Source organism: uncultured Gemella sp. (assembly GCF_963529685.1).
Lineage (GTDB): Bacteria > Bacillota > Bacilli > Staphylococcales > Gemellaceae > Gemella.
Genome location: NZ_CAUSAI010000003.1, coordinates 25,866 through 51,084, shown reverse-complemented (window position 1 = coordinate 51,084; position 25,219 = coordinate 25,866). Strand labels below are relative to the sequence as shown.

The window sequence follows — 25,219 nt, the reverse complement described above, 5'->3', positions numbered from 1 at the left end:
AAAATAAATGAAAGAACTAATATTAGCATCTAATAATGCTCATAAAGTTGAAGAAATTAAAAGTATTTTAGATGATTATAAAATTTTAACGCTTAAAGATATCGGCTATTATGAAGATATAATTGAAGATGGTACTACATTTGAGGAAAATGCTTTAATAAAAGCAAGAACAATTGCAGAATACTCTGGTAAAGCTGCAATTGCTGATGATAGTGGACTGAGTGTAGCTCTTTTAGATGGCAGACCGGGTGTTTATTCTGCAAGATATTCCAAAGAACAAACTGATGAAAAAAATATTGAAAAAGTTTTATTGGAACTAAATGGTGAGAAGTCTGAGGCTAAATTCGTTTCTGTAATAGCTCTTGTTAGACCAGACGGTAGTGAAATAACTTTTAGAGGTGAATGTCACGGTGAAATAATATTTGAAAAAAGAGGAAATAATGGATTCGGTTATGATCCTATCTTTTATGTACCAAGTTTAGAAAAAACTTTTGCTGAATTAACTCCAGAACAAAAAAATAGCATTAGCCATAGGAAAGAGTCTTTAGAAAAATTTTCAAAGTATTTGAAAGAAGAAAATTATGAAAACTAAAATAATTCGAGAAGATTGTATTGCATGCGGTAATTGTAATGCGATATGTCCAGATGTCTATGATTATGATGAGGATGGAATTGCTTATTGTATTGTAGATAATAATGAAATGAAAGATGAAATTTTAGAAAAGTATTATAGTTTAGTTCTCGAAGCACAAGAAAACTGTCCTACAGAGGCAGTTTATGTAGAAGAAGACTAGAAAGGAGAGAAGGTTGAGCAATAAAAAATCAAAAAGCACTAAAAAAACTACAAAAAATAAAAAAAGTAATAAAGACATTAGTAAGAAGTCTCCATCAAAAAAATCTTCAAAAAATAATGTAATTCCTATATTTACTAAGGAAACATATAGAGGCTTATATTTTGTAATTTCTGTTCTTATAGTAATATTATCTATTTTACAAATGGGCTTTATTGGAAAATTTTTTGATTCACTATTTAAATATTTATTTGGTAGTTTTAGCTATATTCTTTATATAATTATAATAGCAACTCCGATATATTATATTATTAATAAAAAGTTAAAAAGTCCTATTGTTGTTAGTATTTTATTGATACTTATAGACTTCTTATTTCAATTAACTTTTGTAAGTAGTAATAGTTTTATAACTTTTAATGATATATATACTAATAGTATTTCTAGATATGGCGGAGGAATAGTAGCCTATTATCCGGTGAAACTTTTAATTTATTTATTATCATATTATGGATCGTTACTTGTTATTATTTCAGCGATAATAACTATGATTTTCTTATACTTCAATATAAATCATAGAACATTTGTTTTAAAACTGAAGTATTATATTGTTAATGCTTTTGATAAAAATGAATATGTAGAAGATACAACAGAGTATTATGAAGACGATATTACCTATGATGAATATTCTACTGTAGATATTGAACAAGAAAATTCAAATGAGAAAAGATATAATAATATTAAAGACAAAGATTTAGTAGTTGATATTAGAGAATTTAAAGAAGACGAAGTAAATGATGATGAGCAATTCATCCAAAAATCTACAAGAAAACAAAAGAAATCTAGAGTAAATAATAGTGAAATTGAAGAAGTTGTAAATGATTTAAAATCAGAAGAATCTTATGATAATTACCAACTTCCACCGGTTACATTGCTAAATAATCCAGTGAAAAAACAAACTATTACAAAAGGCGATGTAGTTAAGAAATCAAAAATCCTTCAAAGTACTTTTAATAACTTTGGTATAGAAGTCAAGATTGTTAAGGCGATTGTAGGACCATCAATTACTCAATTCCAAATATTACCAACTCCTGGAACAAAGGTAAGTAAAATTGTAAATTTAAGTAATGATATTGCATTGAATTTAGCAGCTAAAGATGTACGTATAGAAGCTCCGATACCAGGTAAGTCATTAATTGGTATTGAAATTCCTAATACTGTTAATGAATTAGTTACAATGAAAGAAGTATTTGTAAATGATGAAGATAATTCTCCTTTATCTGTCACATTAGGTAAGGATGTATCAGGAGAATCAATATTTACAAGAATCGATAAAACACCACATTTACTAATAGCTGGATCTACAGGAAGTGGTAAATCTGTGTGTGTAAATACTATTATTACTAGTATTTTATTAAAAAATAAACCAGATAAAGTTAAATTAATTATGATTGATCCAAAAATGGTAGAATTATCTATTTATGATGGTATACCACATCTTCTTACTTCGGTAGTTACAGATCCAATAAAAGCGGCAGATGTACTTCATAAAGTAGTGTTAGAGATGGAAAATAGGTATAGAGAGTTTGCTAGAGCTCGTGTTAGAAATATGGAAGGTTATAACAAAATTGCAGCAAAAGATTCTGATTATAAAGAACTGCCGTACATAGTTGTTATAATTGATGAGTTAGCTGATTTAATGATGGTATCATCTAAAGAAGTTGAAGAATCAATTGCTCGTATAGCACAAAAAGCTCGTGCAGCAGGAATACATATGATTATAGCCACACAAAGACCATCAGTAGATGTAATAACAGGAGTAATTAAAACCAATATTCCATCAAGAATAGCATTTGCTGTAAGTTCAAGTATTGACTCAAGAACAATATTAGATAAATCAGGTGCGGAAACATTATTAGGAAAAGGGGATATGCTTTATTTATCTGCTGATTCAAGTAAACCGGTACGTATTCAAGGTGCGTTCCTTTCAGATGAGGAAGTAGAAAAAGTTGTTGATTATGTTAAAAACCAATCAGAAGCACAATATGATCCGAATATGACTCCAAGTGAAGTAAGTTCACAAGGAGGAGTTTCATCAGATGATGAAGTAGATCCAATATATAAAGAAGTATTATTATTTATTGCAAAAACTCAAAAAGCATCCGCCTCTTTATTGCAAAGAAGATTTAAGATAGGGTATAATAGAGCTGCACGAATAATAGATATGTTAGAAGAAGATGGCTATATCGGACCAGTTGATGGAAGTAAACCTAGAAAAGTATTTCTAGAAAAAGAATTCGCAGAAGATTATGAATAAAATATTAAAGTTTGTGTAGCAGATTATAAATATAATAAGATTTTGAAAAATAATAAAAAAAGATTTAAACACTTATATGTTTACGTAAAATAATTTATGTAAACATAAATAAAAATATTTTTTATGAAAGAGGTAAATAAATTGAAAAAGAATAAAAAATTATTAAGTGCACTACTATCAGTAGTTTTAATTGCAGTTGCTGGTTTATCAGCATATGCATACCAAAAATATCAAATTTCACCAAATAAATTTATAATGAATAAGAGTAAATCGAAATTTGAAAAAGTTATTAGTGAAGCTAAAAGTAAGTTTGATAAAGAAAATGATTTTAATAAAAAACTAAATGTACTTAAAGAATTACAAGGTTATAAAGATGAAATTGCAGCTGAAAATAAAGATAAAGTAAGAAATGATTTTGAAAAGACAGTTAAAGAAATGCGAGAAAAACTTAGTAATGATTTGAAAGATAAAATTAATAAGTTAACATTAAATGATACAGATAAAAAAGATAATGAAAAAGTTGAGAAAGCTAAAAAAGAATTATCTGATTTACAATCTTTAATCAATGAAAATAAAAATGTATTATTTGAAAAACAAAGAGATTTAAATGAGATTTTAGAATTATTAACAAAAGCTTTAACTAATGTTGGAAGTCAAGTTTCTCAAGAAACTAAGCAGAATATTAATCGTGCTAGAACTGATAATAATGCACCAGTTGCTAATGCAAATAACAACAATAGTAATTCTAATGCTACAAATAGTAATAGACGAGATAATGCAAATACTAATACTAATAGCAATAATAGTAATTCTAATTCTAATAACAGTAATACGAATACTAATACGAATACAAGTAATACGAATACGAATAGTAACTCAAATCCAGCACCAACCCCTGCGCCAGCAGAAACACCAGCTACACCGGCAAATCCAACGCCAACCCCTGCGCCAGCAGAAACACCAGCTGCACCAGCACCTGCCCCAGCAGCAGAAACACCAAATCCTACTGCAACTCCTGCCCCAGCAGCAACGCCTAATCCAACAGGCGCATAATTAAAAAGATAAATTCACAAAATTTAAAATACAGAGCGGACGCAAAAGTCCTGAATTTTAAAAAAGTATATATGATAACTCATGGACGCAGTGGCTTATTGATATCTAAATACTCTTTATAAAAGCTTTTTAGATATCTAATAAACTTTTGCGGGAGTGACTCAAAAATCGTGATTTCGAAGAAATCGATTTTGTCTAGTCACTCCCGTATTTTTTATTGTAGCTTATTGTAGAATATGATATAATTATAAGTGAATTAATTTTATATTTATGTAAGAAGGGTAAGTAATAATAATGAATCTACCAAATAAAATAACTTTATTTAGAACAATATTAATACCTGTATTTATAATCTTTTTACTTGTAGACATGGGAGGAAGTATTTCTATTTTTGGAGGAAGAGAAATAACTATAAATATTTTCATAGCTGCTTTAATATTTATCTTTGCTTCATTGACTGATTTTATAGATGGATATTTGGCAAGAAAGTATAATTTAGTAACTAATATGGGGAAATTCTTAGATCCTTTGGCCGATAAACTTTTAGTAGGAAGTGCCTTCATAGTTATGGTTGAATTAGGTTTAATGCATAGCTGGATGGTAGTTGTTGTAATTGCAAGAGAATTTGCTGTTACAGGTCTTAGGTTACTTGCAGTTGAAAGAGGAGAAGTGATACCTGCCGGTATTTTAGGAAAACTTAAAACTATTAGCCAACTTATTGCTATTATCTTGATATTATTAGGAAATCCTATATTTAACACAATTGGTTTCCAATTAGACTATATACTATTATGGATTTCAGTGATTCTAACAATTCTATCAGGTATAGAGTACTTTAAGAATTCATTACATGTATTTAAATAATGTTATTGCTAGGATTTATCCTATCCTAGCAATTTTATTTTTTGAGAGGTGTTTTGTAAATGGATAATATATTAAAAGATGAGGATTTTAAAAGAAAATTCCCTATAAAACTTGTTAAACATAATAGCGAATGGACAAACTTGTATGAAGATGAAAAGACAAATTTACTGGATAAACTAAATAAATACAATATAAGTTTATATCACATAGGTAGTACAGCTATTCCAAATATATATTCAAAGGACATAATAGATATAATTTTAGAAATAAATGAAAGTAATGATTTTGATAGTATAATGGATATTTTGAATGTAGAATGGGAACTACGTTGGAAAGAAGACGATAGAGCTTTTCTAGTCAAAGGATATGGGATTGATGGTTTTCAAGATAAAGTCTACCATCTTCATGTAAGAAGAAAAGGTGATATTGAGGAAGTTAAGTTTAGAGATATTTTAATAAAAAATCCAAAAATAGCAAAACAATATGAAAGATTAAAATTAGATTTAGAACTAACATACAGGTACGATAGAGAGGGATATACTGCTGGTAAAACGAAATTTATAAGAAATACTATAGAAAAATATAGTTTACATAATTAAATATATGTAAACTATATTTTTATTTTACTTTATTACTAATCATCAAGTTTATTAATATTTTGCTTAATAATCTTTTTTGATTCATTAATGTATAGCATTGATGTATCACTGTTAGAATGTCCCATTTGCGTCATAATTATTGGTATATTACCATTTGTTTTAAGAGCTAATTTTGTCCCGTAACTGTGTCTTAATTTGTGTGGTGACATTGGAACATTAAATGCATCTGTATATTTCATTACCAATTTCTGAATGGCTCTTATCGACAGTCCCGTTTTGTTTTTACTAATAAATACGTAATCTTCTCTATTAAGTGTAAAAGGTAGGGAAGTAATGTATTCATTAAGTCTATCAAGAGCAGATTTAGTAATTATGACTGTATCAACTTTATTCCCTTTTCTAACTACATTAATTTCACTATTTAAAAAATCTATGTCTTTTATTTTTAAATTAGCAAGTTCGTTGACACGGATACCGCTTTTTAGAAATAGAGTTAATATAGCTAAATCTCTTGCTTTATCTCGAAGAAAAAATGATTTTCCATGATTAGATAATGTTTGTTCATATTCAAATTCAACATACTGTAAAAATTCTTCATCTTGCGAATCTAGGAATATCTTTTCTGATATTTTCTTTGATCTTGAAGATAATGTTTCTTTAACACGATTAATAGGTATTTTAAGCATTACATTTCGTTCAAAATAAGCACGTCCTTGCTCGGTTTCACTTGTTACAGTAAGAAACTTGTAGAGTGATCTCATAGCAGCTTTATAGTTATTTATAGTAGTTTGACTACGGTATTTACCATTAACTTGCTCACGAGATAGACTCTTGAAATAACTTTCCATTTCTTTTTTAGAAATATTTTCAAGAGTAGAAAGGCTGACATCTTTAATAAGTTCAGCATCAGATATAGTTTCTCTGATAGTCCAATTTAAAAAGTTCTTATAGGTTTCTAAATATCTATGCAAAGTTAATGGAGATAAATTGTCATAATATGTGTCAATAAAATCTTCTATGTAGTCAGGAAATTCTGGAAGTATTTTGTTAATTTTTTGTTTATAATAATCACGTTGATTCATTGGTATTACTACATTCTCCTTGAATTTATAAATTATACATATAATATGTATTATACGAACAAATATATTATATCATATTTATATACTTCTTTCAATATCATTAACCCCCCTTGTATATTTAAAAGAGAAATTATTTTTATCTGAAATGTACTATTCTATTTTAGTGCAATATTTTATTTATATTTTTTATCCTAATTTTAGAAATTTAGAATTCTTTTATGATTTTATACTTTTTCAAAAATCTGACCTATTTAAACGTCGTATGAGCCTTCTAAAATTTAAAATAATATAATTACTCCAAAAACTTATTTTAATGCTCAGAATTGATTTAAATGGCTATTTATATAAAATTTAGTATATTTAGCTGATTTTGAAGTTTTTTTCTATTATTTTAATGAATATAATGTAAAAAGCTACCTAAGTTTCCTTAGATAGCTTAAAGTTTATCGCTTAATTATACACGCTCAACTTTTCCAGATTTTAAAGCTCTAGCAGAAACCCAAACTTTTTTAGGTTGTCCGTCTACTAAAATTGTTACTTTTTGTAGATTAGCTTTGAATTTTCTTTTATTTGCGTTCATCGCGTGTGAACGAGTATTTCCTGAACGAGCTTTACGTCCAGTTACGTAACAAACTTTTGCCATGAATTAATCCTCCTTTTGGAAATAGTTTATTCATAACATTTACTACATACACAAGTAATAATATAACATAACTAAATATAAATAGCAAGCGAAAAACACTAATTATTTAAAAAATATTTATGTAAGCGACGTTATTATTAAAATTATAACAAAAGCAATAAGTGCTGAAACTGTTGTTCCTAGTGTCCATGTCTTAAATGTCGTTTTAAAATCCAGATTTAAGTACTGTTTAAACAACCAAAACCCAGGATCATTTACATGTGAGCAAAACATACTTCCAGCAGTGATACTTAGCATTATAAATACCGGTGAATAACTAATGGTTGGAACAAGTGGCTCTACTATGGCAAGTGTTGTTATAGCGGCGATAGTTGCACTACCAAGTGATATTCTAAGTATTGCTGCTACTATAAAACTTATCACTATTGGAGATAGATTCAAACCATTTGTTAAACTAACAATTTCATCTGTAACCTTTGAGTCTACTAGGACTTGTTTAAGACCTCCAGCAGCTCCATTAATTAAAAGAACAACAGCAATTGTCTTAATTGATTGACTTAACAATGGAACAACACTACTAGCTCTTAGGCTTTTAACTTGCATTAATTTAATTATAGCAATTAATAAACTTATTATTAATGCAGTAACCGGATTACTTATAATTGATAATATTCCTTTAATATTTGTTGGTAAATTTGGAATACCTAAAAAAATTGTAGGAATTGTAATTAGTATAACAGGTAGCAGCATTAATAGTATTGCAAAGGATGAACTCATAATCTGATTTTCAATTTTAAGCACATTTATAGTGTTAGTTGAATTTTTTGTGATAGGTATTGTTTTAACTAGTTTTGAATTAGTTAATAATAGACCACCAATTATTGCTGTAGGAATTGCAACTATTAATCCATAGAAAAATACTTCTGCCATATTAAGATGAAATGTCTTAGTTATGATACTAGGACTTGGATGTGGTGGAAATAACGCATGAATAGTTAAGACACCGATACTTGCTGGTAATGCCAAGTAAATTTTATCAATTTTAAGCTCCTTTGCTACAGCTAATATAATAGGTATAACCAATATAAAAGCAACATCGAAAAATAAAGAAAAACTAATACACATTCCAGCAATAAGTAACCCTAATTGTATTCTTTTGATTCCAAATGTACTTATCATCTTTTTAGCTGTTATTTCAACAGCACCCAATTCTTCTAATATTCGACCGAACATTGCTCCCAATCCTAAAATCAAAGAAAGATGTCCTAGTAGTGATCCGGTCCCCTTCTCTATAGAATCGATTAAAGTATTAGGGGAAAGTCCTAAAAATAAACCTAGAATAATTGCAACTATTAATATTGATAAGAATGGCTCAAAATGCAACTTTGTAATAAGAAATATCAGAGCACTAATACCAATAAAAACTAATAACAATTTATAAGAGTAAAATCCTAAAAAAACTGCTAAAGAACAATAGACAACTAATCCTAAGCTAATTAATAATTTATCTAATTTCATTATATTCTCCTTAATTTTTTCACTAGGTAATTATATCATTATTAGCCAACTTAAGTAAAGATATACAACTTTTAATATATTTAGAAATTAATGTTTAAGCAATTCTGAAATTTTTTCAAATGTTCTAGCATTCCTTATAGTAATAGATTTATAAAAACTCTCTTTCATAAGTAATTTATGATATGAAGTTGATAAATAGTTTTTCTCATTGTATTTATCCCAAAAGACAGCTCTTTTTCCAAAGTGAACCATTTCGTCGTTTAATGGCATCATCTTTATTCGCTCTTTCATTACAGAATAATTAACTGCATCACTATAAAAAAGAACATCTCTTCTAAAAAGTTCCTCTGACCACCATTCAGGTAAATTAGATATCTCGTCCAAATATTCTTCTTGTGTCAGTATTACTTTATTTATAGAAAAAGGGAAAGTCTCTAACATATGTGATATCTTTTCTCTAACAGTTTCTTTATTATCATTAGCATCAAATATTATATTGCCGCTGTTAATATAAGTAATAACATTTTCGTATCCTAAACGTGAAATCAAATCTTTCAATTCAGCCATGGATACTTTATTCTTCCCACCAACATTTATTCCACGAAGTAAAAGTAAGTATCTCATATATATTCTCCTTTAAAAGAAAACTCCCTATCATCGAAATAATAGAGAGTTTTATAATTTTTCTTAAATTACGCTCTTGATACGTAAGAACCTTCAGCTGTATTAATAACTAATACGTCTCCTTCTTTAACGAATAGAGGTACTTGTAAAGTGTATCCAGTTTCTACTGTTGCAGCTTTAGTAGCTCCTTGTGCAGTATCACCTTTAACACCAGGTTCTGTTTCAGTTACAGTAAGTTCTACTGTTGTTGGTAAGTCAATACCTAAGATTTCATCACCAAACATTAAGATTGAAACTTCCATGTTTTCTTTTAAGAAGTTTAATTCATATTTTAATTGTGCTTCAGGCACTTCGATTTGCTCGTAAGTAGCGTTATCCATGAATACATATGCTTCACCAGTTGAGTAAAGGTATGACATTTTTTGGTTATTGATTTGTGCTTTTGCTACTTTTTCACCAGCTCTGAAAGTTTTATCGTTTACTGCTCCAGTACGCATATTTCTTAATTTAGAACGTACGAAAGCAGCTCCTTTACCAGGTTTAACATGTTGGAATTCCATTACTTTCCAAATGTTTCCGTCAACTTCGATAGTAACTCCAGTTTTAAAATCATTAACTGATATCATTATTGTATTTCTCCTTTAAATTGTATTAATAATATTATAAATAAATTTTTTTTTAAAATCAAGGTATAAACTAATAATTTTAGTGTAAATTATAGTAAAAGAAACATTAATACCTATCATAGTTTACATAATGTTATTTACGTAAACTATGATTATTTATTTTTCTTTTACAGCTTCTACCATGTAGATTCTATTACCTTTTTTAATAAACTTATCTTCATACTCAGTATGAACGTTCTCTTCTTCATAGACGCTATTAGTTAAATCTAAAGAAAGTCTATTAAAAGTAAATCCGTATTTAGCATAGCTCATTAAACTGTATTCGAATAAACCTTGGTTATCAGTTTTTTGAACTATTGTTTTATTTCCATTTAAGATAGTTTCATAACGAGCTAAGAACGTATGGAATGTTAAGCGTCTTTTCTCATGTCTTGTTTTAGGCCATGGATCAGAAAAGTTTAGATATAATTGATCAACTTCACCTTCAGCAAAATACTCTAGTAGATCTTCAGCATTTCCTGAGATTAACTTTAAATTCTCTCTATGAGTTTCTTCAACTTTATCTAATAGAAATGTTAAGACAGTTGGTTGTGCCTCCATAGCTATAAAATTAATGTCTGGGTGTCTTTCAGCAAGTGTATGAATAAACTTACCTTTTCCACTCCCTATTTCTAGATGAATTGGATTTTCATTTCCAAATACTTCTTTCCATTTTCCCTTATTATCCTTAGGTTGTAAAAATACAACTGGACTATTTTCTAGACGCTCTCTAGCATCTGCTCTATTTCGAACTCTCATTCATGCACCTTTCTATTTTAATTCTATCGTTTTATTGAATAATTGCTTGTTTTCTAATACTTTTTCTTTTGAACCTAGTACACAAGTATATGCTTTAGATTTCATATTTTCAAATTCTGTTGCTAATTTTCGTAAATCTTCTACTGTTGTATTTTTTATCTCATTTACAAGTTTATCATAAACTTCAAATGGAGAATTAGTGATGTATTTGTTTAAAGAATATGCAGCTTGCGCACTTTGTGACATCAATACATCCAACGAATTCAAAGTACCGATTATATACTTGTTAAGATCTTTAGAATCAGCTTCTACATTAGCTACGAACTTATCAACATTATAGTAAATATCCAATGTTTCAGTTAAGTTTGGATCACGGTATGACCATAAATTAAAATCTCCAAAAGTATTAAAAATCACACCAGAACCATAGGCACCGTTTTTCACACGCACATTATTCCATAAATAATCTAGGCTTAGAATATGACGTAAGACTAGATGTGTACCAGTGTAATCATTTATATTGTACCCGACTCCAACATATTGAACTAATGAATCAAAGTAAAAGCCTTCAGAATAACCTTGATCTTCTAATTTAATTTCAAATCCTTTTTGTTTATCTAATTTACTAGGATATTTAATTAAACATGAAGATATATTTTCTTTGAAATTAGTGTATTCTTCTGTATTACCAACAAAGTTAACTAATACTCTTTCTTGGTTAAATATTAATTTTACAACATTATATAGTTGTTCTTTAATTTTGTCGCTATTTTGTTCATAATTATTTACTAATTCACTTATAAACACATAAAAATCATATTCACCGTGATACGAAGCTAATTTGCTTTGAGGATTGTAATATCCACTAATACGGCGTGAGACAAACGCATGTCCCGAATTTTTAAATTTATTTTCTAACATAAGTTTAATTTCTAGAAGAACATTGTACAGCGCTTCTTTGTCCTCAAAATCAGCGTTAATTGTAGCTTCTTCAAGAATATTAGCCAATTCTCTTACTTTCTCTACTAAGTTCTTGGCACTGATTATAAATTTCACTTCACATTCTTCACTTTTATGTTTTCTAAAGACATCAACATAAGAACTTAATCCACCAAGATTAGCTCCAATCTCTTTAATAATTTCTGCTTCTGATTTATTCTTAGTATTAAAGTTAAATAACAAGTAAGATAAAACTGAAGCATATTGAAGCTGTTCAATTTCAAAATCACTTATATCGAATAGTAATTTAGAATATGAAATACCATTAGTTACAGTATTAAAATGAGAAAACTTAATTTCTTTATAATTTTCAAAGAAAGTTTCTTCGAATGGATTTTTTAATTCGACTTCTTTAGCATCAACACATTTAATTTTTTCCAAATCTTCTTTCTTATCTGTACTACTCTGCCATTCTTGTAAAGACTTAGTACTTTTTACTATGTTTTCTAATTCGCTTACAGATAAAGCAGATTTATATTTAACTAAATCCTTCTCTTTATTTTCTTTTTCTAATGTCGGAATTAAGTGTAATACAGCCTGTTTACTATTTTCAACAAGAAACTGTCTAGCAAAAGCTTCATATTGTTTATTAGCACAATTTTCTTGTAAGTGTGAGATTACATTATCTAAATCAAAGGCATCGAATATATTATTTTCACTATATAACCATGTTCTTAATAGTCTAATAGCATATGATACACCTTTTGGTGAAGATGTTTTATTGACTTCCTCTTTAATAGAAAAATTCTTTTTATTAATTGAGGCTTGTACTTGCTCATAATCAAATCCTTTGTTAATAATACCTTGTAATAATTCTTTATATTCAGTATCAAGACTTTTTAACTTATCATCACTTACATACTTGAAAATAATTGAATAGACTGCTTCTTTTCTATCTTTTTGAATATAGCTATATACATCTTCACAAATATTATTATCAATGAAATACTTTCTAAATTCAGTATTACTACTTCCAAGAAGAATATCATCTATAATATCTATATTCTCAATTTTACTAAATTCATTGCTATTCCCAAGAATATAATTATATGCAACATACGCTCTATTCTTAGTATCTTCATTGAAATATGTATGTTTGACGATCTCTGATGAGAATTTTTCTTGTCGAACTAATTGGTAGTTGCTGTAATCTTTATATTCATAGTTATTTAGATAACTATCTATATGATTTAAATATTCTTCGATGTTTAAATCACCATATAAAAAGATATAGCTGTTGCTTGGGTGATAATTGTAATTATAAGTTTCCAAAAACTCTTCATGAGTAATTGAAGGTATAGCTTCTGGTTTCCCTCCAGAAGAATATTTATATGGTGTGTCACTAAATAAATGTTCACTTACATACTGATCTAGTACTTCATCAACCGATGAATAAGCACCTTTCATTTCATTGTAAACAACACCTTTATATATAAGTTCATCATCTATATCTTCAAGGTGATAGTGCCATCCTTCTTGAGCTAATATATTTGAATTGATTTTTAAGTTTGGATTAAATACTGCATCTAAGTATATATCCATCAAAATTTCTAAATCTTTCTCATTTTTAGACGATACTGGATACATAGTTTTATCAGGAAATGTCATTGCATTTAAAAATGTATTAAAAGAACCTTTAAGTAGTTCTACAAAAGGTTCTTTTACTGGATATTTCGCTGAACCACATAAAACAGAATGTTCTAAAACATGAAAAATACCATTATCATTATAAGGAATAGTTTTAAAACTAATGCTGAAACTTTTATTTATATCATCGTTTTGAAAGAATACTAATCTAGCACGAGTTTTAGTATGCTCATAAAGATAAGCAGTTGTATTTATATTTTTTAGATATTTCTTTTCTATAAGTTCAAATGTCATATTATTTAATTACTCATAGTAGATTACATTTTAAGTAATGTAAGAACATCATAACCTTGTAGTTTGTCTATTCCGTTTAGACCATCTAACTCGATTAAGAACGCAATACCTACTACGATTCCTCCTAATTCTTCTACTAATTTAATAGTTGCTTCAATTGTTCCGCCAGTAGCTAATAAATCATCAGTAATTAAAACACGTTGACCTGGTTTAATCGCATCTTTGTGCATTGTTAGAGTGTTGCTACCATATTCTAAATCATATTGGTAAGAAATAACTTCACGAGGCAATTTATTAGGTTTTCTAACTGGTACAAAACCAATTCCTAGTGAATAAGATACAGGGCATCCGATAATGAAACCACGAGCCTCTGGTCCTACTACTACATCAACTTTTTTCTCTTTTGCATAGTTAACGATTTGATCAGTAGCATATTTATATGCTTCGCCATCCACCATTAAAGTTGTAATATCCTTAAAACTGATTCCTTCTTTTGGCCAATTTTCTACGATTGAAATGTATTTTTCTAAATTCATTTATTTTTCTTTTCTCCTAAATGTTTTCTTAACTCAATCATTATACTATAAAATGCCAAAATTAGCAATTTTTATCACTAATATTCTTTTATTTTTACAGTGTAATATTGTTAACTTTAAAGAATGTGTGATAGAATATCTTATATAAACAAAAAAGGAGTAATAGAAATGAAATTTACTTTTACAAATGAAGCTATTAATTATGTTTTAAATGAACTAAATGGAATGAATCAAGACTCATATAACATTATAATTGATTATGTTGATGGAAGCAGCCCTTATAGTGATGGAAGCTCTGCTTGTCATTGTGAAGTTTATAATAAATATCGAATTTTAATAGTTAGAAAAAATGACACGAATATTAAATATGAAAAATATAATAAATCTTTATATACAAATTTAGGAAAAGCATTCTATCCTGAATTTTATGAAATGATGTTCAATGAAAATAACGTCTTTGATTTTAATAATTTTAATCTATTTTTAAAAAGTGAAGCGGGAATTATTTCTGAACAAGTTAAGTTAATTATTAAATTATAATTTAAGCTGCTTTGTTACTATAATATTATTCTACATAAATAAAGGAGGATGTTTTGAAAACAATATTAAACAGCAGAACATTGACAATGATACTATTTATGATATATTTACTCATTTTATCATGGATAATTATCGCTAAAATGGATATTTCTTTATTATATAAAAGTAATTTTAGCTGGATGGCTAATCCACGTGTTTTATTACATCCTGGAATTACTTGGAGAACTATAAATATAATTCCATATAAAAATGGGAATTTCGATATAACAGAGGTCATATTAAACATTTTATTTTTTATTCCTTTTAGTTTTTATGTGAAAATGATATTTCCAAATTCTTCAGGCTTAAGAGCTATTATTTTAGCATTTATGCTAAGTTTATTTTACGAAACTACTCAGTATGTTTTAACTATAGGGTTTCCTGATATAACTGATGTAATTGATAATACAGTTGGAGCAATTATCGGTGTAATTATTATAAATAGCGTTTCTCTATTTTTTAGAGAAAAACTACGAATATATATGAATATTCTTTTGATTATTATTACAGGCTATATTATCTATGATATTTTTTATTTATTATAAATTTAATAGTTATTGCTAAAAAAGATAGCGGATCATGTTATTTATTGATCACCGCTATCTTTTTTATTATATACTATTTATTTTTTCTAAATCTTAATCTTGCTACTACTGCACCTAACATTAACAATGCAATTGTTGGTATACTACTTGTTGTTAATCCGGTTTTAGGTAGTAATCCAGTTAATCCTTGTTTAGGAGCTACTTCTGATCCTCCGTTAGCTGTTGTATTTCCGCTATTATCTCCTCTTAGGTCATTAATAGTAAGTTTTCCATTAGAATTATTTCCTGTTTGGTTATTTGATTTTTTCACGATAGTATATGTACTAAAGTGACTTGTATAGAATGTTAGTTTTCCATCTTTGTAAATACTTGGAACTTTCTCTAATTTATCTCCATTTACATAGTATACTTCTAATTCTTCATTCTCGTTTGCGACAACAGTTAGAGTAACTGCTCTTGTACCGCCTTGTTTATCAATTATGTTATCTTCAGCATCAGTGAAGTGTAGATCTATAGTTTTAACAACGCTACGATTTCCGTCTAGTTGTTTTACTAATTGCTCAGCTTTTAGTGAAGTAGCTTCATCAGATTGTTTAGCTACGAATTTTTTGGCGTTAACAGTAGAATTATCAAATTGAACTTTAACTTCGATTCCATCTGATAATGTATCAACAAGAGTATCAGTCGAAATAGCATTCTTAACGATAGATACCAATTGGTCTTTTTCTAATCCACTTAGTTTATTATCATTATCAATATTTGTTAGAGTCTCTTTTCTTAATAAGTCAAACTCTGTATCACTAACCTTACCTTTCTCGTCATTTTCAGGTAGTTTAATTTCTGGATGCTCTTCTACTTTGTTATCATCTTTTGATTTATTTTCAGATGTTTTAGGATCAGTAGTCTCTACTGGTTTAGGAGTTTCTTTTTTATCTTCAACTTTAGGTTCTTCTGTTTTCATTTGAGCATCTACTACAGCATGAATCTCTATAATCTTATCATCTATATTAGTTGCATTTTTTTCGTAAAGAACTTTAGTGATAAGATATTTATCTCCAGCTTTCATGTCATTATCTGAGATTTCTAATTTCTTATCATCTTCATTTGAAACACTTGTAGAACTCAGTTCTTTAACTTCGTTTCCACGTAAACGCTCAACTTTTGTTACGATATACCAATTTCGTCCGTAATCGTCGCTCTTAAGAAGTTCAGCCATAGTTTTATTTTGTTTTGCTAAGAATTCTTTATATTTTTCCAATCCTTGTAAGATACCTTCTCCACCGTAGAATTCTGATCGTCCTCTGTACCAGTGCAACAAGTTAAGAATAGTTAATTTTTCATCTTTAGGTTCAATTGTAATCTTATTATCTTTTGCTACAACATTTAATTCAATAGCTTGTTTTTGTGGATAGTATCCTTGAGTGACATTAGGAGAGATACCTAATAATTTTGTATCCGTTTCGTTGAATGGTAAAGTAGCAGGTAGATTATTATTTGCTATATCTAGAATTTGAAGACTACCATTAGCTTTTATTAATTCTAACGGAATATTACTAATTTGGTTATTTACCAATCTAACAGTTGCTTTATTTTTAGCTAGAGTTTTCCATAATTCATCCGATAAAGTTGTGATATTGTTATTATTTAAAACTAATGTACTTAATTTAGTAAGATTAATACCATTTTCAGGTAATGCAGTTAGTCTATTGTCAGCAGCATAAAGTTGAGTAAGATTTGCTAAACTTGCAACACTTGAAGGTAATTTTGTAAGTTCGTTATCTGTTACAGCTAAGAACGTTAATTGAGGGTTATTTTTAAATAAATCATCTGGTAATGATACTATTTTATTGTTAGATAAACTTACTGTTTTTAATTTATTATTATGAGCGAATACATTAGCTGGTAAAGTAGATAGCCAAGATTGACTAAATTCTACAGATTCTAAATTAGGATTGTTCTCGAAAATATTCTCAGGTACATTTCCTAAATTATTGGCTGATAAGTTTAAAGTTTTTAATTTACTATTGTTAGCAAATAATTTTTCAGGAAGTTTAGTAATTCCATTTCCACCTAGATTTATACGCTCAATATTAACTGCATTTTTAAATAAGTCTTCTGGAATTTCTCCAAAGTTATTACTGTCAGATGAGAATGATTTAACACCAGCCCCCATATGTTTTAATAAATCTAAATTATAAATTGCACCTTTATCTACTTTTCCATCAATTTCGAATGATCCAAGGTTAATATCTCCAGTGAAGTTTTTTAGTTCATCTTCAGTTACAACACCATCTTTATTAGTATCCACACCATTAGCGATTAATTTTTTCTGAAGAAGGGATTCACTTTGTTTACGAGCCTTGTTATCCTTTTCGATTAATTCAAATCCATTCCATCCTTTTTTAATTTCAGGTTTGAATTTTAGTTTAACATTAGTGTATTTATCGAAGTTTCCTTTATCACTTTCTAAAGAACCCATATAAGAAACTATAACACCACCTAAATGTATTTGATCTAAATCTTCTACCGGTAGAGTAAATAACGCTCTGTCATATTGACCTGCAGAGTTCTTTTCACCAAAGTTCTCTTTGACACCAGATGCCCAGTTTCCTTTATTCTGAATAGCAAAATCGTATAATCCATGAGCAAATAAAGTGTTTAACATAGTTATACTCATTTTTCCATCTTTAACTACTAATTTTACATTTTTATCAAAGAATCCTTCTAACATAGAAGTTCCTTGTCTTCCATCAGCGTATAAAGCGTTAAATCCTAAAGTGTATTCACCATCTTCTAATTTATCAGTAAGCGAATAAGTTTTTTCCCCTTGTTTTTCAGAAGTTTTATTTTCTGTTGGTTTTTCTTCAGCTACCTTGTTTCCAGTTGTATATGCTTTACTTTCACTATTGTCATTTGCTTTAAATACGATGGTATTTTCTCCATCAAAGTTCCATGCTTTAAATGCTTTAAGGCTTTCTCCACCATCATCGAAAGTAACGATTTGACCTTTCCAGTTTTTACTAAACAGTGATATGTTGAAAGTTTTTCCATTGATAATAACTTCTTTAGTATTTTTAAGAACATCTTCTGCTTTAAATCCATCTGCAAGAGTAATGTTTAATTCATCCCCATAGCTATTCTTTTCTACTTTAGTAACTAAATCTTTTTGAGCATATGATGCGCTAGTAGCTGGTGTATCTGGTTTTGGTTCTGTAGGTTTTGAATCTTCTTTTTTATCAGTTGAAGTTGGATAAGAAATTATAGTTCCATCAGTAAGTGTAATCTCTAATTTATTGTCTGCATCTTTTAAAGCATTCACTAAATCTTCGTTAAAAATTCTGATCCCAAGATATTTTGATGTTTCTACCTTATCCTTGAAAACATCCTTGTTTACAGTTGTTCCGTTTAGATTTACACTAGCTATTTCATCTACAAAATTATCATAAACTGAAGTGTCAGATAACTCTAATGTTAAGTGTTTATTGTGTTGCCAATTTTCACCTTTTTCTAATTTGACTATAGTATATTTAGCATTTGAAGCAGGTTTGTTAGAATCAGTTTCATTTTCTTTTGACTCAGTACTTGGTTCAACATACCCAGTATCTTCAAATGTTGTTTTAGAACCGTCTTCAAATGTAAATTCAATTTTATGCTTGTCTTGTTTTTTATAATGATCTGTTATAGCCTTATCTATTGCAGTTACTTGACCATCATAAAGTTTATAAAATTTACTATTTGTGTTTTGTTTATCGAAACCAAAATCTTTCCCATCTACTGTAAGTTTAGAAACTTTTGACCAGTAATTCTTATAAATATCAGATCCTTCTAAGAAGAATATTAGTGAATTATTATCTAATTGTGGTTCTGTTATTTTTAAACCTTCATTAATTAACTTTGGTTTAGCAGTTGGATCTACATACCCTTCATCTTCATATGCTGCTTTTGAACCATCTTTAAATATAAATTCAATTTTGTGTTTCTTTTGTTTATTATAATGAGCTTCTATATCTTTATTACTAATATATACAGTATTACCATATAATGTATAATTTTTAGAAGCAGATGACTCACTATTAAAACCAAAATCTTTTCCATCGATTAATAGTTTATCAACATTTTTCCAGTATTTATTAAATATATCATTACCTTCGACAGTAAATTCTAAAGAACCACTTCCTCCTATTTCAGCTTCATAGATTTTAAAACCTTCACTTTGTTCACCTTGAGCATAAGCGATATTTAACTTTGTATTTAATATAGGATTAGATATCCCCGTAGTAGTTATTGTTAAACAGATAGGAACTGCTAATCCAGCTATGAATTTGCTATTATATTTTTTTGTCATAGAATGCCTCCAATAAATTTAGTACTGATAATAAGTATCGTTTAATTATAAACATATTATACTACAACAGAAAAGGATATACAAGTAAAATCATCAAAATAAAAAAAAATTAGAGAGAAAATCCACGAATAAAGTTATAAAAACGCTGAATTCATAGGATTTCTCTCTAAAATTTTTGTTCATAAATTTGCCACAATGAAAATTAATTAATGCATGGTCTTAGAGCCTTGTAGTTATTAAATTATAATGGATTTCTATATCTTCTGCTTCTGTTGCATATCCTACTAAATCAAAGTATTCGCCATTTTTTTCGATAACCGCAGTAGGATAAGATTCTATACCAAGATTTAGAGTTTTTAAAAAGTCTTGTTGTATTGGATTTGTATCTTTAAATGCTATTGTAAGTTTAAGTGCAAGTTCTGAATAATCTAAATTGTATTTTTCACATAACTCTAGATAAGTACCAACTTCACTTAGACTCTTTCCTTCAATAAAAAATTTTTTTTGCATATCATAAGCAAAATCAAGTAGTTTTGAATTTGGAAGTAATTCTTTAACTGTATTTAGTGCTATTGCAGGTTGTACAGAATTTAGAACAAGTTCACCTTCTTCTACTACCTTATTGTATGCTTCTCCAAATTCAACTTTATACATATCTACTATTTCTTTATTATTAAATGTATATTCAGAAATTTTTTTACTATTTTGTGATATAAACAGTCCACCCGAAACTATCTCAATTTCTACATCAGTGTGATTTTTATAAAATTCTGTAAACAATTTATTAAATCCATAACACCATCCGCAATATGCGTCCCAAAAATATAATATTTTCATTTATTTCTCCTTAAAATTTTATTTATTTTTAAATAATTTATTAATGTTAGCTATGCTCTCTTTTAAGAGTATCTTTTCTGTTTCAAATATACTCTCCATTCTAACAAAGCTTGCCGATTGTTTTAGATCGACAGTTTTATAATTTTTATTTAAAATTATAGTATTATTTTCAAAGTTAACTAAGTTTAATTCTTGAAAAATTTGAATCATTATTTTTAGACTATCAACATTTGTGTTTAATGCTACTAATAACTTATCTAGTTGTTGGGCAATGTTAATTTGTTTATTCGTAGTCGATAAAATAATATTAAACAACTTAATTAGTCTATCTTTATCAATTTGATATTTTTCCGAAAGTATATGTTTTTCCTCACAGACTAAATAAATCTTTTTAGGTTTGCATTCAACTATTTTTTCTATATAGTCCATACTATTTGGTATATCTAATAAATAAATATAATCAAAATTTTCACCTATATTATCAATATTTTTGTATAAATAGAAATTATTAGCATTATCATCGATTGTTTTTGAAAGTTTTAAACAATTACTATCTATTTTGCTAATATCATAGTTTATAAATCTTAAATCTTCAAATAAGAATTCTTTTATTTCAATATCAACTATATGTGCTTGTAGTTTAGTACGTCCATTGAAATTATTTTTGTCTAGAGTACATAATAAGTCGATTATATCATTTTTTTCTACTTTATCAAATGCCTTGTTATCTTTAAAACTAATACACTCTAAATTACCTACTTCATCTGCAATTGTTAATCTTAAGTATTGTTTCTCAGAACCAAAATAAGTTTTATTTAGAACCATTGCATTCTCTAGTAAAATAGTAGGTTTTTCAAAATCCATACCGTAAGGTTTTAATACTTCTAAAGAACTAAGAAACTGATAACTAATCTCTTCTAAAGAAGTGACGATATCTATATTTTTTGTTGATTTTAATTCATTATTTTGTTTGTATTCTTCATATTCCTTATGGAGAAAGTCTTCGATTTTATCAAAGTTTTTTTCTTCAAAAGAAAACCCTGCAGCTAATGTATGTCCTCCAAATGCAACAAATAAATCAGATATCTTATTCATCGCTGTATAGATGTTAAAGTCGAAAATACTACGCGCTGACCCTTTTAATATACCGTCTTTATAATTCATTATTAATACAGGTTTTTGATATCTCTCAACTATGTTAGAAGCGACAATCCCCAATACTCCCTCGTGGTAATCTCCTGATATCATAATAACATTCTTATCTTTTTTTTCAGAGCTTTCAATAGTAGTTATTACATCTTTAACTATCTCTTCTGTAACTTGCTTGCGTTCTATATTAAATTTTTCAATTTGTTCAGCAAGATTACGAGCATTAGTAGCATCCTCAGCCATTAAGAAAGCTAATCCTAATTTTGCACTATCCATTCTACCTATTGAATTTAATTTAGGTGCTATATAAAAACCTATTGTTTGCTCATCTATTTTAGTATCTATACTAGATAATTCAAGAAGCATTTTAAGACCAATACGAGGATCTTCATTTAATAATTCTAAACCTTGTTTTACAAATATTCTATTCTCATCAGTAAGAGATACCATATCAGCTATCGTTCCAATAGCAACTAAATCTAGCAGGAAATCTGGAAAAATTTCTAACAATGCATGAGCAAGTTTAAACGCGACACCCACTCCAGCTAATTTTTTGAAAGGATAATTTCCCTCAGGATGCTCAGGATGAATAATAGCGTATGCATTTGGTATTGTATCTTGAATCTTATGGTGATCTGTTATAATAACATCACAGCCAAGGTCGTTCGCTAAATCAACTTCTTCAACTCCTGCAATGCCATTATCAACAGTTATAATTAAACTTATACCAGAATCAATAATTTTAGTAAATGCATCTTTATTAGGACCATATCCTTCATCGAATCGATTCGGAATATACGAAGAAACATTTGCTCCTAGGGATAGTAATGTTTCAACCAATAAAACTGTTGATGTGATACCATCGGCATCATAATCTCCATAAACAAGAATTTTTTCCTCATTTTCAATAGCTTCATTAATTCTATCCACAGCTTTCTGCATATCGAACATTAAAAATGGATCGTAACCTTCTTCATATTCATCAGAAAAATATTTTTTTACCGATGACATATCTGTAATATTTCTAGCATTAAGGATTTTTGATATATTTTTAGAAATATTATAAGACTCAAGTTCTTTTATAAAATTCTCATCATAATTTGGATAAATCCAATTATACTTTATTCCCATTTTTTCACCTCATTTCTATACTAATTTCTATCCTATTATTCATTTGTGTCTTCTAATTTTTCTTTTGTAAATAATAATTTTTCAGTTCTTTCGTATTTCCTCACCAAAGTTTTATATTTTTGATACCAATAAAAACTTGCGGCTATTATTCCCATAAAGAAACAAACAAAAAACAATATAGTTAACGGTAATTTAACCGTGAAAAATATAAATGATACAGGTACTGAATTGTAATTCATAATGAAAAATGTAATTATTGATACGAATACAATAACAATACCAAATACTTTATATGGTAATTTATTATCCATTATTGCACCTCTCTAACCATGATTGCGAATTGTTCTTCATTAATTACTTCAATTCCTAACTGCTCCGCTTTTGCCAGTTTAGAACCTGCTTTCTCACCTGCAATTACTAAATCAGTTTTTGAAGTAACACTACCGGTAACTTTCGCACCATTTTTCTCTAAGTACTCTTTAGCTTCATTTCTAGTTAATTCAACTAATTTTCCCGTTAAAACAACGGTTTTACCTGCAAATATATTATCTGTATTAACTTCCTTAATTTCATATTGAGGATTCATTCCAATACTAATTAAATCGTTAATAAATCTAATATTATTTTCATCTGATAAATAATCTAAAATAGAATCAGCAGTTATTTGACCCACATCATCTAGGTTTATAAGTTCATCTAACGTTGCATTCATGAAATTCGTAAGATTTAAATATTTTTCAGCTAATATTTTACTAGCTTTTTTTCCAACATTAAGAATTCCAAGAGCAAATATTACTTTATCTAATGAACTCTGTTTGGCATTTTCAATTGCATTTAATAGATTATCAACCGATTTTTCTCCCATACGATCTAATGATATTAATCTAGTTCTATCTAATGAGAATAAATCTATAGTGTGAGAAATTATACCTTGCTCGTATAGTGTTGCAACTACTTTATCACCTAGTCCTTCGATATTCAGCGCTTCTCTAGAAGCAAAATGAATTATTTTTCTAATATTTTGATCAGGACAGTCTGGATTTTTGCATCTTGTAAAAGGATCGTTTTCTTTAACATATGTTTGTTCTTTACAAGATGGGCAAATTGTTGGCATTATGTATTTATTAGTTCCTTCAGTTCTCAATTCTTTAATTACTCTAACCACTTTAGGAATTATCTCACCAGCTTTTTTTACTACTACCATATCTCCAATATGAATATCAAGTTCGTTAATTATATCTTTATTATGTAAAGATGCCTTAGAAACTGTAGAACCAGATATAATTATAGGATCTAGAATAGCTACAGGAGTAATAATCCCAGTTCTACCAACACTAAGTTCTACATCTAGTAGTTTTGTTGCAAGTTCTTCTTCTGGGAACTTGTATGCAGTAGCCCATCTTGGACTTTTTTGCGTATAACCTATTTCTTCTTGGGTAGAATATGAATTTACTTTAATAACTATACCATCGATATCATAAGGTAAATCCTTTTTATTTTCAGTCCAATAGTTAATATAGCTAATTACTTCGTCGATATCTTTACATAATTTAAAATTTGGATTAACCGGAAGTTCATAATCTTCAGCAATATTTAAGGCGTGTTCTTGAGACATAATACTATCATCACCTACTATTGAATAAATAAATGCAGATAATCTTCTTTTTGCAGTAATTTTTGAATCTAATTGTCTTAAGGAACCTGCTGCAGCATTTCGAGGATTTGCAAATAATACTTCGTTATTATTTTCTCTTTCTTTATTTAATAATTCAAAAGACTTTCTAGGTAAATACACCTCACCTCTAACTTCAAATGATCTCTTTTCTTTTAGTACCTTCGGAATAGAAAATATAGTTTTTATATTTTCAGTAACATCTTCTCCAACTGTGCCATCTCCACGAGTAGCTGCACTAACAAGTTTCCCATTTTCATAATTAATAGAGATAGCAAGACCATCAATTTTCAATTCACAAATATACTCAACTTTATCATTTGGTACTAATTTTTTTACCCTAGAATCAAACTCTCTTAATTCTTCAGTAGAGAATGTATTTGATAAACTTAACATTGGAACTTTATGAGTAATTTTTTCAAACTCGTCTAGAACCTTATCCCCTACTCTTTGCGTAGGAGAATTTTCTAAGATAAATTCAGGATGTTTTTCTTCAAGCTTTTCTAATTGTTTATATAACGTATCATACTCGGTATCAGAAATTTGAGGATTATCTTCAACATAGTAATCATAAGAGTACTTGTTTAATAAAGAAACCAGTTTAGAAATTTCTTCTTTAATTTGTATCATAAA

General features: G+C 28.2%; 21 protein-coding genes. 8 read left to right on the top strand and 13 right to left on the bottom strand.

Going from position 1 to position 25,219, the window contains the following annotated elements:
* Nucleotides 1-7: 7 nt before the first annotated feature.
* The 6 genes from RWS90_RS01070 to RWS90_RS01045 all read left to right on the top strand — a co-directional run bounded on the left by RWS90_RS01070 (nucleotide 8) and on the right by RWS90_RS01045 (nucleotide 5,621).
* A complete protein-coding gene (locus RWS90_RS01070) occupies nucleotides 8-592 on the top strand; it encodes an XTP/dITP diphosphatase (RefSeq protein WP_314548080.1) in 585 nt (194 codons plus the stop codon).
* Nucleotides 582-794: a ferredoxin gene (locus tag RWS90_RS01065; protein ID WP_314548079.1), complete on the top strand. Its 213-nt coding sequence runs from the start codon at nucleotides 582-584 to the stop codon at nucleotides 792-794. Before RWS90_RS01070 ends, RWS90_RS01065 begins: the two co-directional genes overlap by 11 nt.
* Nucleotides 795-996: 202 nt before the next feature.
* The gene (locus RWS90_RS01060) at nucleotides 997-3,105 is read left to right on the top strand and encodes a DNA translocase FtsK (protein WP_399541408.1); all 2,109 of its coding nucleotides are present in this window, start codon (nucleotides 997-999) and stop codon (nucleotides 3,103-3,105) included.
* Nucleotides 3,106-3,246: 141 nt separating this feature from the next.
* Entirely contained in the window at nucleotides 3,247-4,158 is a 912-nt protein-coding gene (locus RWS90_RS01055; protein WP_314548077.1) for a hypothetical protein, read from the top strand.
* A 294-nt stretch (nucleotides 4,159-4,452) separates the two neighbouring features.
* Nucleotides 4,453-5,022, top strand: coding sequence for a CDP-diacylglycerol--glycerol-3-phosphate 3-phosphatidyltransferase (pgsA, locus tag RWS90_RS01050; RefSeq protein WP_314548076.1), 570 nt, complete (start codon nucleotides 4,453-4,455; stop codon nucleotides 5,020-5,022).
* Nucleotides 5,023-5,081: 59 nt separating this feature from the next.
* Nucleotides 5,082-5,621 (top strand): GrpB family protein, encoded by a 540-nt coding sequence (locus RWS90_RS01045; protein WP_314548075.1) that lies wholly within the window; start codon nucleotides 5,082-5,084, stop codon nucleotides 5,619-5,621.
* Between the two features lie 35 nt (nucleotides 5,622-5,656).
* On the opposite strand, the gene xerS is transcribed toward RWS90_RS01045, so the two are convergent.
* The 8 genes from xerS to RWS90_RS01005 form a co-directional block, all read right to left on the bottom strand.
* Nucleotides 5,657-6,703 (bottom strand): tyrosine recombinase XerS, encoded by a 1,047-nt coding sequence (gene xerS / locus RWS90_RS01040; protein WP_314548074.1) that lies wholly within the window; start codon nucleotides 6,701-6,703, stop codon nucleotides 5,657-5,659.
* 454 nt (nucleotides 6,704-7,157) lie between these two features.
* Nucleotides 7,158-7,346: a 50S ribosomal protein L28 gene (rpmB, locus tag RWS90_RS01035; protein ID WP_003144993.1), complete on the bottom strand. Its 189-nt coding sequence runs from the start codon at nucleotides 7,344-7,346 to the stop codon at nucleotides 7,158-7,160.
* A 117-nt stretch (nucleotides 7,347-7,463) separates the two neighbouring features.
* Complete coding sequence (locus tag RWS90_RS01030) at nucleotides 7,464-8,864, bottom strand: gluconate:H+ symporter (RefSeq protein WP_314548072.1); 1,401 nt, start codon at nucleotides 8,862-8,864, stop codon at nucleotides 7,464-7,466.
* An 87-nt stretch (nucleotides 8,865-8,951) separates the two neighbouring features.
* Nucleotides 8,952-9,488, bottom strand: coding sequence for a DUF1697 domain-containing protein (locus RWS90_RS01025; protein ID WP_314548070.1), 537 nt, complete (start codon nucleotides 9,486-9,488; stop codon nucleotides 8,952-8,954).
* Between the two features lie 68 nt (nucleotides 9,489-9,556).
* On the bottom strand, nucleotides 9,557-10,114 hold the full coding sequence (gene efp / locus RWS90_RS01020) for an elongation factor P (protein WP_314084269.1): 558 nt from the start codon (nucleotides 10,112-10,114) through the stop codon (nucleotides 9,557-9,559).
* Between the two features lie 156 nt (nucleotides 10,115-10,270).
* Nucleotides 10,271-10,912 carry a tRNA (guanosine(46)-N7)-methyltransferase TrmB gene (gene trmB / locus RWS90_RS01015; RefSeq protein ID WP_314548069.1) on the bottom strand — a complete coding sequence of 214 codons (642 nt, stop codon included), beginning with the start codon at nucleotides 10,910-10,912 and terminating at the stop codon, nucleotides 10,271-10,273.
* 12 nt (nucleotides 10,913-10,924) lie between these two features.
* On the bottom strand, nucleotides 10,925-13,792 hold the full coding sequence (locus RWS90_RS01010; RefSeq protein ID WP_314548068.1) for an insulinase family protein: 2,868 nt from the start codon (nucleotides 13,790-13,792) through the stop codon (nucleotides 10,925-10,927).
* A gap of 23 nt (nucleotides 13,793-13,815) precedes the next feature.
* Complete coding sequence (locus tag RWS90_RS01005) at nucleotides 13,816-14,328, bottom strand: adenine phosphoribosyltransferase (RefSeq protein ID WP_314548067.1); 513 nt, start codon at nucleotides 14,326-14,328, stop codon at nucleotides 13,816-13,818.
* 168 nt (nucleotides 14,329-14,496) lie between these two features.
* Between RWS90_RS01005 and RWS90_RS01000 the strand changes: the two genes are divergently transcribed.
* Complete coding sequence (locus RWS90_RS01000) at nucleotides 14,497-14,868, top strand: iron-sulfur cluster biosynthesis family protein (RefSeq protein ID WP_314548065.1); 372 nt, start codon at nucleotides 14,497-14,499, stop codon at nucleotides 14,866-14,868.
* 53 nt (nucleotides 14,869-14,921) lie between these two features.
* Nucleotides 14,922-15,452 (top strand): VanZ family protein, encoded by a 531-nt coding sequence (locus RWS90_RS00995; RefSeq protein ID WP_314548064.1) that lies wholly within the window; start codon nucleotides 14,922-14,924, stop codon nucleotides 15,450-15,452.
* 73 nt (nucleotides 15,453-15,525) lie between these two features.
* Here the strand turns inward: RWS90_RS00995 and RWS90_RS00990 are convergent, their stop codons facing one another.
* The 5 genes from RWS90_RS00990 to ligA form a co-directional block, all read right to left on the bottom strand.
* Nucleotides 15,526-19,797 (bottom strand): NEAT domain-containing protein, encoded by a 4,272-nt coding sequence (locus tag RWS90_RS00990; protein WP_314548063.1) that lies wholly within the window; start codon nucleotides 19,795-19,797, stop codon nucleotides 15,526-15,528.
* Nucleotides 19,798-20,016: 219 nt separating this feature from the next.
* Nucleotides 20,017-20,634, bottom strand: a complete 618-nt coding sequence (locus tag RWS90_RS00985; protein ID WP_314548062.1) for a thioredoxin — start codon at nucleotides 20,632-20,634, stop codon at nucleotides 20,017-20,019.
* A gap of 18 nt (nucleotides 20,635-20,652) precedes the next feature.
* Nucleotides 20,653-22,914: a single-stranded-DNA-specific exonuclease RecJ gene (gene recJ, locus RWS90_RS00980; protein ID WP_314548060.1), complete on the bottom strand. Its 2,262-nt coding sequence runs from the start codon at nucleotides 22,912-22,914 to the stop codon at nucleotides 20,653-20,655.
* Between the two features lie 35 nt (nucleotides 22,915-22,949).
* Nucleotides 22,950-23,225, bottom strand: coding sequence for a LapA family protein (locus tag RWS90_RS00975; protein ID WP_314548058.1), 276 nt, complete (start codon nucleotides 23,223-23,225; stop codon nucleotides 22,950-22,952).
* Nucleotides 23,225-25,216, bottom strand: coding sequence for an NAD-dependent DNA ligase LigA (gene ligA / locus RWS90_RS00970; RefSeq protein ID WP_314548057.1), 1,992 nt, complete (start codon nucleotides 25,214-25,216; stop codon nucleotides 23,225-23,227). The genes RWS90_RS00975 and ligA overlap by 1 nt, the downstream gene beginning before the upstream one ends.
* Nucleotides 25,217-25,219 lie beyond the last annotated feature (3 nt).

Coding starts and splice junctions, on each gene's coding strand:
- RWS90_RS00975 (WP_314548058.1), bottom strand. CDS start 23,225: ATGGATAATAAATTACCATATAAAGTATTTGGTATTGTTATTGTATTC.
- RWS90_RS00985 (WP_314548062.1), bottom strand. CDS start 20,634: ATGAAAATATTATATTTTTGGGACGCATATTGCGGATGGTGTTATGGA.
- RWS90_RS01010 (WP_314548068.1), bottom strand. CDS start 13,792: ATGACATTTGAACTTATAGAAAAGAAATATCTAAAAAATATAAATACA.
- recJ (WP_314548060.1), bottom strand. CDS start 22,914: ATGGGAATAAAGTATAATTGGATTTATCCAAATTATGATGAGAATTTT.
- RWS90_RS01065 (WP_314548079.1), top strand. CDS start 582: ATGAAAACTAAAATAATTCGAGAAGATTGTATTGCATGCGGTAATTGT.
- pgsA (WP_314548076.1), top strand. CDS start 4,453: ATGAATCTACCAAATAAAATAACTTTATTTAGAACAATATTAATACCT.
- efp (WP_314084269.1), bottom strand. CDS start 10,114: ATGATATCAGTTAATGATTTTAAAACTGGAGTTACTATCGAAGTTGAC.
- RWS90_RS01060 (WP_399541408.1), top strand. CDS start 997: ATGGGCTTTATTGGAAAATTTTTTGATTCACTATTTAAATATTTATTT.
- xerS (WP_314548074.1), bottom strand. CDS start 6,703: ATGAATCAACGTGATTATTATAAACAAAAAATTAACAAAATACTTCCA.
- ligA (WP_314548057.1), bottom strand. CDS start 25,216: ATGATACAAATTAAAGAAGAAATTTCTAAACTGGTTTCTTTATTAAAC.
- RWS90_RS01045 (WP_314548075.1), top strand. CDS start 5,082: ATGGATAATATATTAAAAGATGAGGATTTTAAAAGAAAATTCCCTATA.
- RWS90_RS01025 (WP_314548070.1), bottom strand. CDS start 9,488: ATGAGATACTTACTTTTACTTCGTGGAATAAATGTTGGTGGGAAGAAT.
- trmB (WP_314548069.1), bottom strand. CDS start 10,912: ATGAGAGTTCGAAATAGAGCAGATGCTAGAGAGCGTCTAGAAAATAGT.
- RWS90_RS01070 (WP_314548080.1), top strand. CDS start 8: ATGAAAGAACTAATATTAGCATCTAATAATGCTCATAAAGTTGAAGAA.
- RWS90_RS01005 (WP_314548067.1), bottom strand. CDS start 14,328: ATGAATTTAGAAAAATACATTTCAATCGTAGAAAATTGGCCAAAAGAA.
- rpmB (WP_003144993.1), bottom strand. CDS start 7,346: ATGGCAAAAGTTTGTTACGTAACTGGACGTAAAGCTCGTTCAGGAAAT.
- RWS90_RS01030 (WP_314548072.1), bottom strand. CDS start 8,864: ATGAAATTAGATAAATTATTAATTAGCTTAGGATTAGTTGTCTATTGT.
- RWS90_RS01000 (WP_314548065.1), top strand. CDS start 14,497: ATGAAATTTACTTTTACAAATGAAGCTATTAATTATGTTTTAAATGAA.
- RWS90_RS00990 (WP_314548063.1), bottom strand. CDS start 19,797: ATGACAAAAAAATATAATAGCAAATTCATAGCTGGATTAGCAGTTCCT.